This window comes from Nocardiopsis sp. CNZ308 (assembly GCF_004217075.1).
In genome coordinates, this window is record NZ_SHKJ01000001.1 from 604,114 (window position 1) to 618,485 (window position 14,372).

The following is a 14,372-nucleotide window of genomic DNA, read 5'->3' on the forward strand; positions in this document are numbered from 1 at the left end:
CCGGGTTCGCCTCAGCCGAGTCGCGCGCAGGCGGACGCGGCCCCTCCCGCGCGCCCTCCCCGCGCTGCTATCACTGTGTGCGGCCCGCCCCCTCGGTGAAAGGCACCGGACGTGTCCCTGCGCGCCCAGCCCTCCCCCCTCTCCCCCGAATCCCCCCTCTCCGCCGCCTGCCCGGACCACCACGCGCTGCGGTCCGGCAGATCCCTGCTCGCCCGCGTGAGCCACGGCGTGCGGCTGGCGCAGGGCGGCATGTTCGAGCAGACCGCGGCCCTGCTGGACGAGGCCCACCGGCGCCTGCTCGGCCACCCCGTGGCCGAGTCCGCGACGGTGATGCCCGGCGTCCTGCTCAACCTGGGCCTGGCGCAGACGCTGTGCGGCCGCTTCCCGCAGGCCGAGGAACACCTGCGCGAGGCCCGGTCCCTGGCACGGGAGCGCCGTCTGCCGCTGATGGGCCTGGTCATCGACCAGAACCTGGGCTGCCTCAGCCTCTACCGGGGCGACGCCCCCGCGGCCATCGCCACCTTCCACGGCCTGACCGACCGGCTGCCCTCCGAACGCCGTGAGGCGCTGCACGTGGACCTGGCCGAGGCTCTGCTGGCCGAGGGCCTGGTGGAGGAGGCGGCGACGGCGCTCGCGGACGGCCCCTGGGCCGGGGGCTCGTCGGCCAACGCCCTGCTGGTGGAGGCCAAGCTGCGGCTGCTGCGGGGCGACCACCGCCACACGGTCGAGCTCACCCGCCGGGTGCGGCACTCCTTCGGCACGGGCTCGCTGTGGTACCGGCTGGCCACCCGCCTGGAGAGGATGGCGCTGCGCGAGGGCCGGACGACCTCCCCCGTGGCCCGGGCCAGGAACGCCCTGGCGGTCCGCGCGCCGCTGGCCGCGCCGCGGCCTTCGGGCAGGGGCGCCGCCCACCTGGCCCTGGACACCCTGGACGCGCACGCCCGACTCGCGCCGGGCCCCTGGCTGGCGGGCGCGGTGAGCGACCCCCACGTCGTCCGCGCGGGCCTGGAGAGCGCCCTGCGCGCGGGGGAGGCGGCCACCGCCCTGGAGTGGGCGGAACTGGCGCGGAGCTGGGCGGCGCCCCACGTCCCCGGTCCCGGCGTACGCACACCCGCGACGGCCTCGCTGGCCGACCGCTACCGTGCGGCGCTGGTCCGCGGCCGCGATCCGCGCGCCCTGGCCCGGCGCCTGGAGTCGGCCCGCTGGCAGGCGCACCACGAGACCCCGGGCGGGCGCCGCGCCCCCGCACCCGCGCCCGTGGCGGGTGCGCTGCTGGAGCGGCTGGGCGAGCGGGCCTTCGTGCGGTACACGCGGGCGGACGGGAAGGCCGTCGCGCTCGTGGCCGCGGCCGGGCGGGTCCACGCCCGCGTCCTGGGGCCGCTCCCGCGGGTGGCCCGTGCGATGGCCCGGTTCGTCCACCCGGTGGCGTCCGCACAGGACGGGTGCGAGGCGCGGGAGGCGGCCGAGGGCGCCGCCCGCGTCCTCCTCGAACCGCTGCTGGCGCTGGTCGGCGACCTTCCGCTGGTCGTGGCCGGCGACTCCTACCTCGGCGATCCCCCCTGGGGCATGCTTCCCGCGCTGCGGGGCCGTCCGCTGAACCTGGTGCCCGGCGCCGGGTTCTGGCTGGACCGGGCGCGCTCCGGGGTACCCGCGCCCCGCCTGCCGGAGCGGGTGCTGCTGGTGGCGGCGCCCGAACCGGACGGGGCGGCGCGCGAGGTCGCCGCGCTGGCCGACGTGTACCCGGGGGCGCGCGTGCTCCGCGCCGAGCGGGCCCTGCGCTCCGACGTCCTGGCCGCCCTCGGCCGGGCCGACCTGGTGCATCTGGCGGGGCACGGGCGGGTCCCCGGCCGCTCGCCCATGCTCGCCTCGGTCGGCCTGGGCGACGGGCCGCTGCTCGCCTGCGACCTGGCCGGGCTGGCCGAGGCCCCGGACACGGTGGTGCTGTCGACCTGCTGGAGCGGCCGGGGCTTCGCGGACCGCGCCGGGGCTCCGCTCGGGTTCACCGGGGCGCTGCTCGCGGCCGGGGTCCGCACGGTGGTGGCCAGCCCTGTCCCCGTCCGGGACGCGGGGACCGCCGGGGCCATGCGGCTGTTCCACCGCACGCTCGCCGCGGGCGTCCCCGCGCCCGAGGCGGTGGCTGTCCACCTCGGGCGGACGGGGTTCTGCTGCTTCGGCGCCTGAGACCTCTACCAGCCGCGCTCGCGCCACTCCCCCAGGTGCGGACGCTCGGCGCCCAGGGTGGTGTCGCGTCCGTGCCCGGGGTAGACCCAGGTGTCGTCGGCCAGCGCCCCGAACACGCGCTCCTCCACGTCCGCGAACAGGACGCGGAAGTCGTCGTCGGACCAGGTGCGGCCGACGCCTCCCGGGAAGAGGGAGTCACCCGTGAACAGGTGGGTGTGGCCCTCGGGGTCGTCGTAGCGCAGGGCGATCGACCCGGGGGTGTGCCCGCGCAGGTGGATGACGGTGAGGTGGCACTCCCCGACCGGGACGCGCGACCCGTGCACGACGGGCTCGTCCACGGAGACGGGGAGTTCGTCGCCGTCGTCGGGATGGGCGACCGTGCGCGCCCCGGTCTGGCCCACGACCTCGGCGAGGGCCTGCCAGTGGTCCTGGTGGCGGTGGGTGGTGACCACCCGTGCCAGGCCCTCCTCGCCGATCAGCTCCAGGATGCGGTCGGGCTCGGCCGCGGCGTCGATGAGGACGGCCTCGCCGGTGCCCTGGCAGCGCAGCAGGTAGGCGTTGTTGTCCATCGGGCCGACGGCCAGCTTGGTGATGGTCAGGTGCGGTAGTCGTCGCAGGTCGGCGGGGCCGCCGACCCTGGTATCTCCGGAGTAGCTCACCCGACCATTGTGGCCCGCGTCCGGGAGCGGACGCACCAGGGTGGCACGGGTGTGCGGCCGCGGCGGCCCGGGCGGGGCGCCGCGGCCGGGGTCACCTGGCCCAGCGGGGCGCGCGCTTGTCGAAGAAGGCGGCGCGGCCCTCGGCGGCGTCCTCGCTGGCGAAGAACTCGGCGGACAGCTCGCCCATCCGGGCGAAGGCCTCGGTGCGCCGGTCCGGGGTCGCGAGCGCGCCCGCTCCCAGTTCGCCCAGGAGTTCCTTGGTGCGCGACAGCGCGCGCGGCGCCGAACCCCGCAGTCCCTGCAGGATCGCGTCCACGGCGTGCGGCATGTCGCGGTCGGGGACGGCCTGGGTGAGGAGGCCGGCCTTGGCGGCGGCGGAGGCGTCGAACAGCTCGCCGGTGAGGAAGTAGCGGCTGAGCTGGCGCGAGTGCATCCGCGCGGACACCGGGACGGAGATGACGGCGGGGACCACGCCGATGCGCACCTCGGTGAAGGCGAACGTGGCGCTCTTGGGCGCCAGGGCGATGTCGGCGGCGGCCACCAGTCCGATGCCCCCGGCGCGGGCCGCGCCGTTGAGCACGGCGACCACCGGTTTGGGGGCGCCCATGATCTGCTCGAAGATCTCGGGGAGCTCGGGCGCCGGTTCGGCCGGGGCGCCCCGCAGTGCCGCGCCGACCTCCTTCAGGTCGGCTCCGGCGCAGAACACCGGGCCGGTGCCGGTGAGCACGATGGCGCGTACCTCGCCGTCGGCCACCGCCTCGGCCAGGGCCGCGGACAGCTGCGCGCGCAGCCTCGCGGACAGGGCGTTGCGGTTGCGGGGGGAGTCGAGGGTGACCGTGGCGATGGAGCGCTCGACGGCCAGGCGTACCAGGGGCGTGTCGTCCGAGGGGGTCGGGGAAGGGTGCTGCGTCATCGCAGGCGGGCCTTTCTCAGGGTCCGTACTCGCGGGTGCTGGAGAGGGGGAACGCGCGCGTGCCTGTCGCGGCGCGCGTGCGCGCCCGGCTCGTGGCCGGACGCGCCCGGCTCTGTGGCGTGGTGCACGAGGCCGGTCCCACCCTAGACAACCGGGCCCTCAGGACACCATGTCCGTGTACATCCCGCTTGTTAAGTCCCGCTCACGGGTGGCCGCGTGTGCGGCGTGACGGTCCGGCGCCCCGGTCCGTCCCCCGCCGTGGGCCGTCCGGCGCGCGGCGCGGACACCGCGCGTCGGAGGGCCCCGGTGGCCTCAGGGGCGGGTGGTCGCCTCGGAGAGGGCGTCGGCGAAGTGCATCATGGCCGACACCGCCCCGGCGCCGTCCGCGGCCTCGCTGACCCTCAGGGTGAGGGGCTCGGCGGTGATCGCGCCGGTGTACCCGTGGTCGAGTTCGCACTCCTCGTCGGCGCAGGCGGCCGGTTCGAGGTCGATGTGGGCGATCGCGCCCCAGTTCACGGACAGGTTGACGCTCAGCACCAGCTCGCTGGGCATACTGCCCGGCGTGTACTGGGCGGGGTTGGGCACCACGCGGGTCAGGGCGACCGACTGGATGTTGCCCAACTGGATGCTGTCGGTGGTGGTGGAGGCGTGCGAGGTGCCGCCGGGCTCGGTGGGCGGGTGCTCGTCGGTGTGGCACACCACGAGGCGGGTCGCGGTCAGCAGCATCACCGTGATGTGCCGCCGCATCTCCATGGCCGGGTCGAAGGTCGCCTCGTGGTGCACGATGAACGCCTCGGCGCCCTCGCTCCCCAGGGCGGTGGCGACGGCGTCGATCACGAGCGCGGGGTAGTACCCGCTGCGCTCGATCTCCGTCCGCCAGTCCGTGGACACGGCGCGTGTTTTCCTCATACTCCTATCCTGCCCCTTTCCCGTGACACTTCGCGACCGGGACGTGAAACGGGATGCCCACCCCATGATCAGAACGTCACCCCGCGCAGTCGCCGGGGCCCGGCGTCGGGCCGCACGTCGGGGGCCTCACGGAGCCAGACGCGCGCGCCCAGCACGTGGGCGCCGGTGGCGTTGACCAGGACCGGGTCCAGGTCGATGTAGCCGATCTCGGGGAAGGCCTCCACCAGGCGCGAGACCCGGACGAGGAGTTCCTCCAGAGCCTCCACGTTGGGCTGCTCGGCGAGCGAGGTCGCGCCGGCGGGCAGCCCGAACAGCAGCGGGGCGGCCCGCACGGCGTGGATGAGGTCGGCGGCGTCCATGTCGGTGAGCGGCGCCAGCCGGAACGCCCGGTCGTCGAGCAGTTCGGCGGTCACGTCCGCCAGCCCGAAGGAGACCACCGATCCGAAGGACTGGTTGTCGCCCGCCCGGATGACCGTGGGCACCCCGGGGGCCACCATGCGCTGCACGACCAGCGAGGCCTCGTCGCCGAAGCGGTCGTGCAGGGCCGCGAAGGCGCTGCGCACGTCGTCGGGGGTGCGCAGGTCGGCGCGGACGAACGTGCCGCCCGCGCGCAGGCGCAGGTCCGGTGAGTCGGCCTTGACCACCGCCGGGTAGCCCAGCTGGCCCGCGGCCACCACGGCCTCCTCCTCCGAGGTCACCGGGATGTCGGGGTAGGCGGCGATGCCGTAGCAGGCCAGCAGGTCGCGGGCGTCCTCGCCGGAGATCGCCGTCTCCTCGTCGTAGCGGCGCTCGCCGCCGAACCAGGCGATCTCCTCCGCCGAGGGCGTGGCGTTCTTGAGCGCGCGGACGATGGTGGCGCGGGCCCGGGCCCCGTCGATGTCGGGCAGCTCGGGGTGGCGTCCGGGCTTGCGGTCGCGCCACTGGGCGTAGCGGGTGGCGTAGGCCAGGGCGCGCACGGCGTCCTCGGGCGAGGGGTAGGAGGGCACCGAGCCGCGCAGGGTCTGGCCCCGGTCTCCGACGCGGCGCAGCTCCTCGGGGATCCCCTGGCGGGCCAGGTAGGTGGTGACGACGGGCTTGGTCGAGTCCAGCGAGCGGGCCCGCAGCACGCGGGCGACGTCGTCGGAGATGGGGTGCAGCGCGGGGACGAACACGACCACGACCGAGTGCACGTCCTCGGCGGCCAGGGCCGTCTCCAGGGCGCGGTCGAAGTCCTCCGCGGTGGCCTGGGGGCCGAGGTTGACCGGGTCGTGCGGCTTGAGCCCCTGACGGACGGCCGCGTCCTTGACCAGCAGCTCCAGGGAGTCGGAGTTGCCGATGATGCCCACGCGGGGCCCCTGGGGCAGGGGCTGGTAGGCGAACACCTGGGCGGCGTCGAACATCTGCGTGATGTCGTCCACCCGCACCACTCCGGCCTGCTGGAACAGCGAGGTGACCGCGTAGTCGGGCAGGGAGAGCCCGCCCGCGGCGTGGCCGGTGGGGGTGGTCCGCGCCGAACCGCCGCTGCGCACCGCCACGACCGGCTTCTGCTTGGCCAGGCGCCGGGCCAGGCGGGTGAACTTGCGCGGGTTGCCCAGCGACTCCAGGTACTGGAGCACCACCTCCGTGGCCGGGTCCTCCTGCCAGTACTGCATGAGGTCGTTGCCGGACACGTCGGCGCGGTTGCCCGCCGAGACGAAGGTGGACAGGCCCATGCCGCGCTCGGCCACGCGCTGGAGGATGGCCCGGCCCAGGGCGCCGGACTGGGAGAAGAACCCGATCGTGCCCGAGGGCGGCAGGTCCGGGGACAGGGTGGCGTTGAGCGAGATCTCGGGGTCGGTGTTGGCGATGCCCAGGCAGTTGGGGCCGACCACGCGCATCCCGGCAGCGCGGGCGGTGCGCACCAGCTCGTCCTGGCGGGCGCGGCCCTCGGGCCCGGTCTCGCCGAACCCGGAGCTGACCACGACCAGGCCGTGCACGCCCTTGTCCGCGCATTGCTCGACCACGTCCACGACCATGTCGGCGCGCACCGCCACGACGGCGAGGTCGACCTGGTCGGGGATGTCCAGGACCGAGGGGTAGGCGCGTACGCCCACGACCGCCTTGGCCTCGGGGTGGACCGGGTAGACCGGGCCCTGGAACTCCCCGCCCAGGAGGTTGCGCAGGGCGGTCTGGCCGATGGTGTGCGCGGTGCGGCTGGCGCCGATGACCGCGACCGAGTTCGGGAAGAGCAGGCGGGCGATGGAGCGCGACTCGGCGCGCTGCTCGCGGGCCCGCATGACCTCGGTGGAGTCGTCGGTGGGCTGGAGGTCCAGGGTGAGGCGGATGACGCCCTCGTCGAAGGTCTGCTGGGCGGTGTACCCGGCCTCGCGGAAGACGTTGATCATGCGCCGGTTCTCGGGCAGCACGTCGGCGATGAAGCGGCGCATCCCGCGTTCGCGCGCGGCCGCGCCGATGTGCTCCAGCATGACCGAGGCCAGGCCGCGGCCCTGGTGGGCGTCCTCCACCACGAAGGCGACCTCCGCCTCCTCCGGCGCCACCTTGTCGTAGCGCACCACGGAGACGAGGGAGTCGGAGATGGTGGCGACCAGTGCCACGCGGTCCTCGTAGTCGACGGTGGTGAAGCGTTTGACGTCGCGGTCGGAGAGCCTGGGGTAGGGCGCGAAGAACCGGTAGTAGATGGTCTCCGGGGAGAGGCGGGAGTGGAACTCGCGGAGCAGGTCGGCGTCTTCGGGGGTGATGGGGCGCAGGTGCGCGGTGCCTCCGTCGGTCAGGACGACGTCGGCTTCCCAGTGGTTCGGGTAGGACTGCACGACTGCGAGACTAGACGACAAACGGCCGAATCCGGGGAAAGTCCGTGCGGGCGGCGCGAAAACCCCGCTCGGGACCGCGCACGGTGTGTCCCCCTGCTCCCGGAGGCGCGGGTCGGGGCCGGTGCCCCGTCCGCGGACCGGATCGGCCGCCCCGTGGGCGTTCGCGGCTCCGCGGGGGTGTCCGGAGGCGGTGTGGCCGGGGTGCTGTCACTTCGTTACACGCCGCTGACGGTTGACCTGTTAACGTCGTGCGAGCACGGATTCTGATAACCCTCGGTGGTGGCTGGCGAAATGACACGAGTGGTCGTGATCGGTGACCTGATGACCGACGCCGTCGCGCGCGCGTTCCACCCGTTGGCCCGCGGCAGCGACACTCCGGCGTCCGTGATCATGTACGGCGGCGGGTCGGGGGCGAACATCGCCTCGTGGCTGGCCGTGGAGGGCACCGACACCACGTTCGTCGGCCGCCGCGGCTCCGACATCACCGGGCGCACCCGTGAGATGGAACTCATGGGCTACGGCCTGGACTCGCGGATGGTGATGGACCCGGAGCGGCCCACCGGCACCTGCGTGGTGATGATCACGCACCGGGGCGACCGGACGATGCTGAGCGACCCGGGCGCCAACGCCCGCCTGCAGCCCGAGGACCTGCCCCGCGACGTGTTCGGCCCGGACGGGCACCTGCACGTGTCGGGCTACACCCTCATCAACGACGACTCCCGGCGCGCCGCCCGGGTGGCGCTGCGGATGGCCCGCGACAGCGGGATGTCGATCTCGGTGGACGGCGGTTCGCACGCGCCGCTGGAGCGCGCGGGCGCGGAGAACTTCCTGGACTGGACGCAGGGCGCGCGTCTGCTGTTCGCCAACGTCGACCAGGCCCGGGTGCTGACCGGCCGGGACGAGCCCGAGGCCGCCGCCAAGGTGCTGACCGCGTGGTACCCCAACGTGGTGCTCAAGCTCGGCGAGCAGGGCGGCCTGTGGGCGTCCAAGACCCGCGACGACTGCGTGACCGCGCCGGCCGAGCCGGTGGACCCGTCCCCGGGTTCGGTGGGCGCCGGTGACGCCTTCATCGCCGGTTTCCTGCCCGCGTGGCTGCTCGGGCGCCACCCCAAGGAGGCGCTGGGCCGGGCGCACCGCCTGGCGGCGCGCGCCCTGCACCAGCCGGGCGCCCGCCCGGACCTGGGCGAGGGCCAGCCGGTGCGCCGCGGCGCACCGCGCGGTCAGCGCATCCGCTGAGCCCAGCGGCCCGGGAACCGAAGAGCCAAGCCCCGGTAACCCGCCCACCCGGCCAACACATCCGCTGAGCCCCTGCCGCCGGGGCCACGGCGGCAGGGCCCGAAGCCCGGGCCCGGACGCCCGCGCGGACCGGACCTTCCTCCACCGGGGCCGACGTCCCTGAAAGCCCTGCGACGCGGGGCCCGGCACGGTCGGTGGACACGTCCGCCCGCGGCGGGACGCTCCCACGGGGCTCCCACTGGAACTCCCGCCCGGCCGCCGCTCACCCCCCTGCGGTGGCCAGGGTGAGCGGCAGCACCTGGGGCGCCCCGGCTCTGCGGAGCAGGGCGGCGCCCACGGTGAGGCTCCAGCCGGTGTCGGTGACGTCGTCGACCAGCAGCACCGGCCCGGGGGTGTGCTCCTGGAGCAGCGCCATCCGCTCGGTGAGCTCCTCCCCCGCCACCAGGGCGGCGTGGACCTGTTCCAGGCGCATGGCGCTGTTGTGCCTGCGCGGCCCGGTGCCCCGCTCGGTGCGGTACCCCAGCGTCCCCACGTGCGCCAGCCGCCCGAGCCGGGACAGCCGTTCGGCCAGGTCGGTGATCATCCCGGGGCGGGTGAGCGAGGGCATCGCCACCACGCCGACGGGGCGCTGGTCCCAGTTCCAGTCGGCCAGGACGCGCACCACGCCCTGGAGCACGCGCTCGTCCACGGGCGCGTCGGGGGCGTCGGCGGCCAGGACGCGGCGCAGCTCGTTGCCCCAGCCGATGTCGGTGAGGCGGCCCAGGGCGCGGCCCTCCCCCGCCCGCAGCTCCTCGGCGATCCTGCCGGACAGGTCCACGCCCAGGGCGGACATCCCGGTCGGCCACTGGCGCCGGGGCGCGATGGGCGTACCGGGCCGGTCCAGGTGCTCGGCCGCGGCCTCGCGCCGGGTGGAGTCGACCTCCGCGGGCCAGTACTCGCCCGTGCACACGTCGCAGCGTCCGCAGGGCGCGGCCTCGGGGTCGTCCAGCTGGCGGCGCAGGAACTCCATCCGGCAGGTGTCCAGGTCGAGGTAGTCGAGCATGGCGCGCTGCTCGCGCTCGCGCGCCCGGCTGACGGCCGCGTACCGCTCGGCGTCGTAGGTCCACGGCTGGCCGGTGGCCTCCCAGCCGCCCCGCACCCGGCGCACGGCCCCGTCCACGTCCAGCACCTTGAGCATCTGCTCCAGGCGGGTGCGGCGCAGGTCCACCCGGGTCTCCAGGTGCGCGACGGACAGCGGTCCGCCCGCCTCGGCGAGCGCGGCCAGGGTCTGGCGCACGGTCTGCTCGGGCGGGAAGGACAGTCCGGCGAAGTACTCCCAGATGCGGGTGTCCTCGCGGCCGGGCAGCAGGACCGCCTCGGCCCGCTGCACGCCGCGCCCGGCGCGGCCGACCTGCTGGTAGTAGGAGATCGGGGACTGCGGGGCGCCCAGGTGGACGACGAAGCCCAGGTCGGGCTTGTCGAAGCCCATGCCCAGCGCGCTGGTGGCGACCAGTGCCTTGACCCGGTTGGCGAGCAGGTCGTCCTCGGCCTCGCGGCGCTCGTCGGGGTCGGTCTGGCCGGTGTAGGCGCGCACCTCCATGCCCTGCTGGGCGAGGAAGCGGGCGGTCTCCTGGGCGGCGCTGACGGTGAGCGCGTAGACGATGCCCGAGCCCTGGATCTTGGGCAGGTGCTCGGCCAGCCAGCTGAGCCGGGCGGTGGGGTCGGGCAGCCTGACGACGGCCAGGCGCAGGCTCTCGCGCTCCAGGGAACCGCGCAGGACCAGGGTGTCCGCGCGCTCGCCGCCCGCCTGGAGCTGTTCGGCCACGTCGCGGGTGACGCGTTCGTTGGCGGTGGCGGTGGTGGCCAGCACCGGGACGCCCTCGGGCAGGTCGTGCAGCAGGGAGCGGATGCGCCGGTAGTCGGGGCGGAAGTCGTGCCCCCAGTCGGAGACGCAGTGGGCCTCGTCGATGACGACCAGGCCGGCGCCCGCGGCCAGCTCGGGCAGGACCCGGTCGCGGAACTCGGGGTTGTTGAGGCGCTCGGGGCTGACCAGCAGGACGTCGACCCGGCCCGCGGCCACGTCGGCGTAGGCGTTCTCCCAGTCGGTGGTGTTGGAGCTGTTGATGGTGCGCGCGTGGATGCCCGCGCGCTCGGCCGCGGCGATCTGGTTGCGCATCAGCGCCAGCAGCGGGGAGACGATGACGGTGGGGCCCGCCCCCTCGGCGCGCCGCAGGGCGGTGGCCACGAAGTACACCGCCGACTTGCCCCATCCGGTGCGCTGGACGACGAGGGCTCTGCGGTGCTCGGCGGCCAGGGCGTGGATGGCGGTCCACTGGTCCTCGCGCAGCCGGGCGGAGTCCCCGGCCAGGGCGCGCAGGTGCGCCTCGGCGCGCTCGCGCAGCGCGCCGTCGGACGCGGTGGTGGGAACGGTGCTGTCAGGGGTGGGTGTGGCCATACGTCCCTTGGTACCAGAGCCGGGGGACGGTCGAGCGGTTGTCCACAGGCCCGGTTCCGCGTGACGGGGAACCGGGCCGCGCCCCCGGCCCGCTCCTCTCGGGGTCGGTCCGCCCCGGAGCGGACACGCGGCCGACCTGGGACGGGGTCCCCCTTGTTACCCCCACGAACACCGCTGGTAACAGAAAGGAAACTTTCCACTTTCCTGGCATTGCGCTCCTCCGGCCAGGACTGAACACTCATTTACCAAGGCTCAGGCCTGGGAGCGCTCCCGTCCGCAGAGGGCGGACGCTCTCCCGCGGAAGCGAGCGAAAGGCGCAGTATGCGGCACCCATGGAGTCGACCGTCCCCCCACCATCCCCCCAACGGACCGACGACAGCACGGCGCGCGCGGTCCCCGCGCATGGGCGTCCTGGCCGCGGCCACGGCCCTGGTCTGCGCCGCGGGCGTGGCCTCCGCCCCTCCGGCGGCCGTGGCCGCCGAGGTCCCCGTCGGATCCGGCGGCTACAGCGACACCCTCCCCGCCGGAGCCCCCGGGCCCTCCGACCTGAACGGCGCCCCGGTCGACCCCAAGGTGACCGGCGACTTCGAGGGGCACGCCCCCACCAACGAGTGGTGGTCGTCGCTGATCTTCCAGCGCTACCCCGACAACCCCCACGGTGAGAACCTCTTCGCGCACCCCGCCAGCTTCCGCCCCCACGAGGGCGGACTGGAGATGGGCTACCCGCGGGACCCCCGACTCGTCGCCGACGGCCTCAAGTACGAGCACCCCCACACCGCCGACCTGTCCCTGGGGGTCCAGGGCCTGTCCTCCCCCGACACCCGGGTCGCCGACCACGGCGACTGGACCGTCACCGCGCACTGGGAGGGCTCCGGCCGGACCCTGCGCGTGACCATCGGCCAGGGCCTGCCCTTCGCCTACGCCGACACCGCGGGCGGCGACGCCCAGGTGACCTTCTCCGGCACCCCCGAGGTCTGGCACCAGGACGGTTCCGTGGTCGGCGCCAGCGTGGGCGACCGGCACTACGCGCTGTTCGCCCCCTCCGACGCCCCCTGGACGCGCTCGGGCGACACCTTCACCGCCCCGACCGGCGCCGAGGGCCACTACTCCGTGGCGGTCCTGCCCTCACCCGAGGACCTGGACACCTTCGCCCCCTACGCCCACTCCTTCGTCACCGACTCCCGCGTGGAGTACGACTACGACGAGGCCGCCGCCACCCTGACCAGCACCTACCGGGTGGAGACCGAGCCGCGCGAGGGGAGCGGGGAGGGCACGCTCATGGCCCTCTACCCGCACCACTGGCGGGAGGCCTCCACCCCCGTCACCGACCTGTCCTACTCCTCCCCCCGGGGCGAGATGCGCGTGGCGCAGGGCGCGAGCTTCACCACCGAGCTGGCCGCCCAGGGCATCCTGCCGAGCCTGCCGACCGTGGACAGCGCCGACCACGACCGCATGCGCCAGCTCATCGACGAGGTCCTGGCCGAGCAGGAGCACTTCCCCGAGCCCGGCGACACCTACTGGGACGGCAAGGCGCTGGGCAGGCTGGCCCAGCTGGTGCCCATCGCCGACTCCATCGGCCACACCGAGGGCCGCGACGCGCTGCTGGACCTGGTCCGCAGCCGTCTGGAGGACTGGTTCACGGCCGGGGGGACCCGCCAGTTCGCCTACGAGGCCGACTGGGGCACCATGCTCGGCTACCCGGACAGCTTCGGCGCCGCCACCGAGGTCAACGACCACGACTTCCACTACGGCTACTTCGTCTCCGCGGCGGCCGTCGTGGCCCGCTACGACAGCGCCTGGGCCGCCGAGGACGCCTGGGGCGGCATGGTCCGCCTGCTGATCCGCGACGTGGCCGAGACCGACCCGAACAGCGACATGTTCCCGCGCCTGCGGTCCTTCTCCCCCTACGCGGGGCACGGATGGGCCTCCGGGCACGCGGGCTTCGCCGCCGGGAACAACCAGGAGTCCTCCTCCGAGGGCATGCACTTCGCCGCCGCCACCGCGCTGTTCGGCGCCCTGACCGGTGACGAGGAGCTGCGCGACCTGGGCGTGTACCTGCACACCACGCAGGCCTCCGCCATCACCCGCTACTGGCAGAACCACGGCGGCGACACCTTCCCCGAGGGCTTCGAGCACGACGTCGTCGGCATGGTGTGGGGCGACGGCGGCGACTACCGCATCTGGTGGGACGGCGGCGACGAGGAGCACTACGGCATCAACTACCTGCCCATCACGGCGAGTTCGCTGTACCTGGGGCACGACCCCGAGCACGCCGGGGCCATGTACGAGTCGCTGGTGGACCGCCTGGGCCGCGAACCGCAGATCTGGCGCGACATCCACTGGGAGCACCGCGCCCTCTCCGACGGCGACGACGCCCTGCGCATGTTCGAGGAGCAGTGGAGCACCTACGAACCGGAGGCGGGCGAGTCCAAGCCGCACACCTACCAGTGGGTCTCGACGCTCGCCGAGGTCGGCACCGTGGACACCTCCGTGACCGCCGACACCGCGCACTACGCCGTCTTCACCGACGGCGGGGAGCGCACGCACGTCGCCTTCAACCCCTCCGGCTCCCCGCTGACGGTCACCTTCTCCGACGGCGTCGAACTGGAGGTGGGACCCCGCTCGCTGGCCTCCACCACGGGCGAGGGCGGCGGCGGTGACCCCGGCGACCCGGGTGATCCGGGTGATCCGGGCGACCCGGGCGACCCCGGCGACCCCGGCGACCCGGGTGAGGGCAACGTCGGCGACGGCGGCCTGCACCTGACCCCCTCCGCGCTCTCCGGCGCCCCGCACGGCTCCGCCGGCGAGATCACCCTGGCCTCCGCGGGGGGACGCAACCAGGACGGCCTGCCGCCGGGCGACCGCGTGGTGCTGCGCGCCGACGACCTGACCGGCACCCACACCGGCGGCGCCACCGCGTTCTCGCTGCCCGTGGACTCGGGTGACGCGGTCGGCAACGCGGTCCAGGTCCGCGTGGTCTACGACCTGGACGGCGACGGCACCGACGACCGCACGGAGACCTACCGCTACTTCGCCACCAACGACCTGAACGGCTGGGAGGAGTACACGCAGGGCCAGGGCGCGGCGAGCGCCGACGGGTCCCTCGGCGACCTGGAGGGCGGCTCCGTCCGCGTCGAGTTGTGGAGCGCCCTGGGCAACGCCTCCTCGCGGGTCCTGGTCGGCCCCGACGGCGGCGCCTCGGTCACGATCCCCTTCACCGACTGACGCCCGGCCCCCGGCGCCCGCGGGGT

The 14,372-nt window shown here is 74.7% G+C and carries 8 protein-coding genes; 3 read left to right on the top strand and 5 right to left on the bottom strand.

Features of this window, described 5'->3' with window-relative positions; translation table 11 throughout:
- Positions 1-111: 111 nt before the first annotated feature.
- Positions 112-2,181, top strand: a complete 2,070-nt coding sequence (locus EV372_RS02640) for a CHAT domain-containing protein (protein ID WP_130394700.1) — start codon at positions 112-114, stop codon at positions 2,179-2,181.
- 5 nt (positions 2,182-2,186) lie between these two features.
- On the opposite strand, the gene EV372_RS02645 is transcribed toward EV372_RS02640, so the two are convergent.
- From EV372_RS02645 to EV372_RS02660, 4 genes are all read right to left on the bottom strand, one after another.
- Positions 2,187-2,840, bottom strand: a complete 654-nt coding sequence (locus tag EV372_RS02645; protein WP_019609671.1) for an MBL fold metallo-hydrolase — start codon at positions 2,838-2,840, stop codon at positions 2,187-2,189.
- A 91-nt stretch (positions 2,841-2,931) separates the two neighbouring features.
- Complete coding sequence (locus EV372_RS02650; protein ID WP_130394701.1) at positions 2,932-3,753, bottom strand: enoyl-CoA hydratase-related protein; 822 nt, start codon at positions 3,751-3,753, stop codon at positions 2,932-2,934.
- Positions 3,754-4,065: 312 nt separating this feature from the next.
- Positions 4,066-4,644, bottom strand: a complete 579-nt coding sequence (locus EV372_RS02655) for a DUF5998 family protein (RefSeq protein ID WP_019609669.1) — start codon at positions 4,642-4,644, stop codon at positions 4,066-4,068.
- Positions 4,645-4,730: 86 nt separating this feature from the next.
- Positions 4,731-7,451, bottom strand: a complete 2,721-nt coding sequence (locus EV372_RS02660) for a bifunctional acetate--CoA ligase family protein/GNAT family N-acetyltransferase (protein WP_019609668.1) — start codon at positions 7,449-7,451, stop codon at positions 4,731-4,733.
- Positions 7,452-7,751: 300 nt separating this feature from the next.
- Between EV372_RS02660 and EV372_RS02665 the strand changes: the two genes are divergently transcribed.
- A complete protein-coding gene (locus EV372_RS02665) occupies positions 7,752-8,687 on the top strand; it encodes a carbohydrate kinase family protein (protein WP_019609667.1) in 936 nt (311 codons plus the stop codon).
- 262 nt (positions 8,688-8,949) lie between these two features.
- Here EV372_RS02665 and EV372_RS02670 read toward each other — a convergent pair whose 3' ends face one another.
- The gene (locus EV372_RS02670) at positions 8,950-11,121 is read right to left on the bottom strand and encodes a RecQ family ATP-dependent DNA helicase (protein ID WP_130394702.1); all 2,172 of its coding nucleotides are present in this window, start codon (positions 11,119-11,121) and stop codon (positions 8,950-8,952) included.
- A gap of 402 nt (positions 11,122-11,523) precedes the next feature.
- Between EV372_RS02670 and EV372_RS02675 the strand changes: the two genes are divergently transcribed.
- The gene (locus EV372_RS02675) at positions 11,524-14,346 is read left to right on the top strand and encodes a glycosyl hydrolase (RefSeq protein ID WP_130394703.1); all 2,823 of its coding nucleotides are present in this window, start codon (positions 11,524-11,526) and stop codon (positions 14,344-14,346) included.
- Positions 14,347-14,372 lie beyond the last annotated feature (26 nt).

Bases quoted from the DNA above. Each gene is read 5' to 3' on its own strand.
- EV372_RS02650 (WP_130394701.1), bottom strand. From the start codon at position 3,753: ATGACGCAGCACCCTTCCCCGACCCCCTCGGACGACACGCCCCTGGTA.
- EV372_RS02670 (WP_130394702.1), bottom strand. From the start codon at position 11,121: ATGGCCACACCCACCCCTGACAGCACCGTTCCCACCACCGCGTCCGAC.
- EV372_RS02675 (WP_130394703.1), top strand. From the start codon at position 11,524: ATGGGCGTCCTGGCCGCGGCCACGGCCCTGGTCTGCGCCGCGGGCGTG.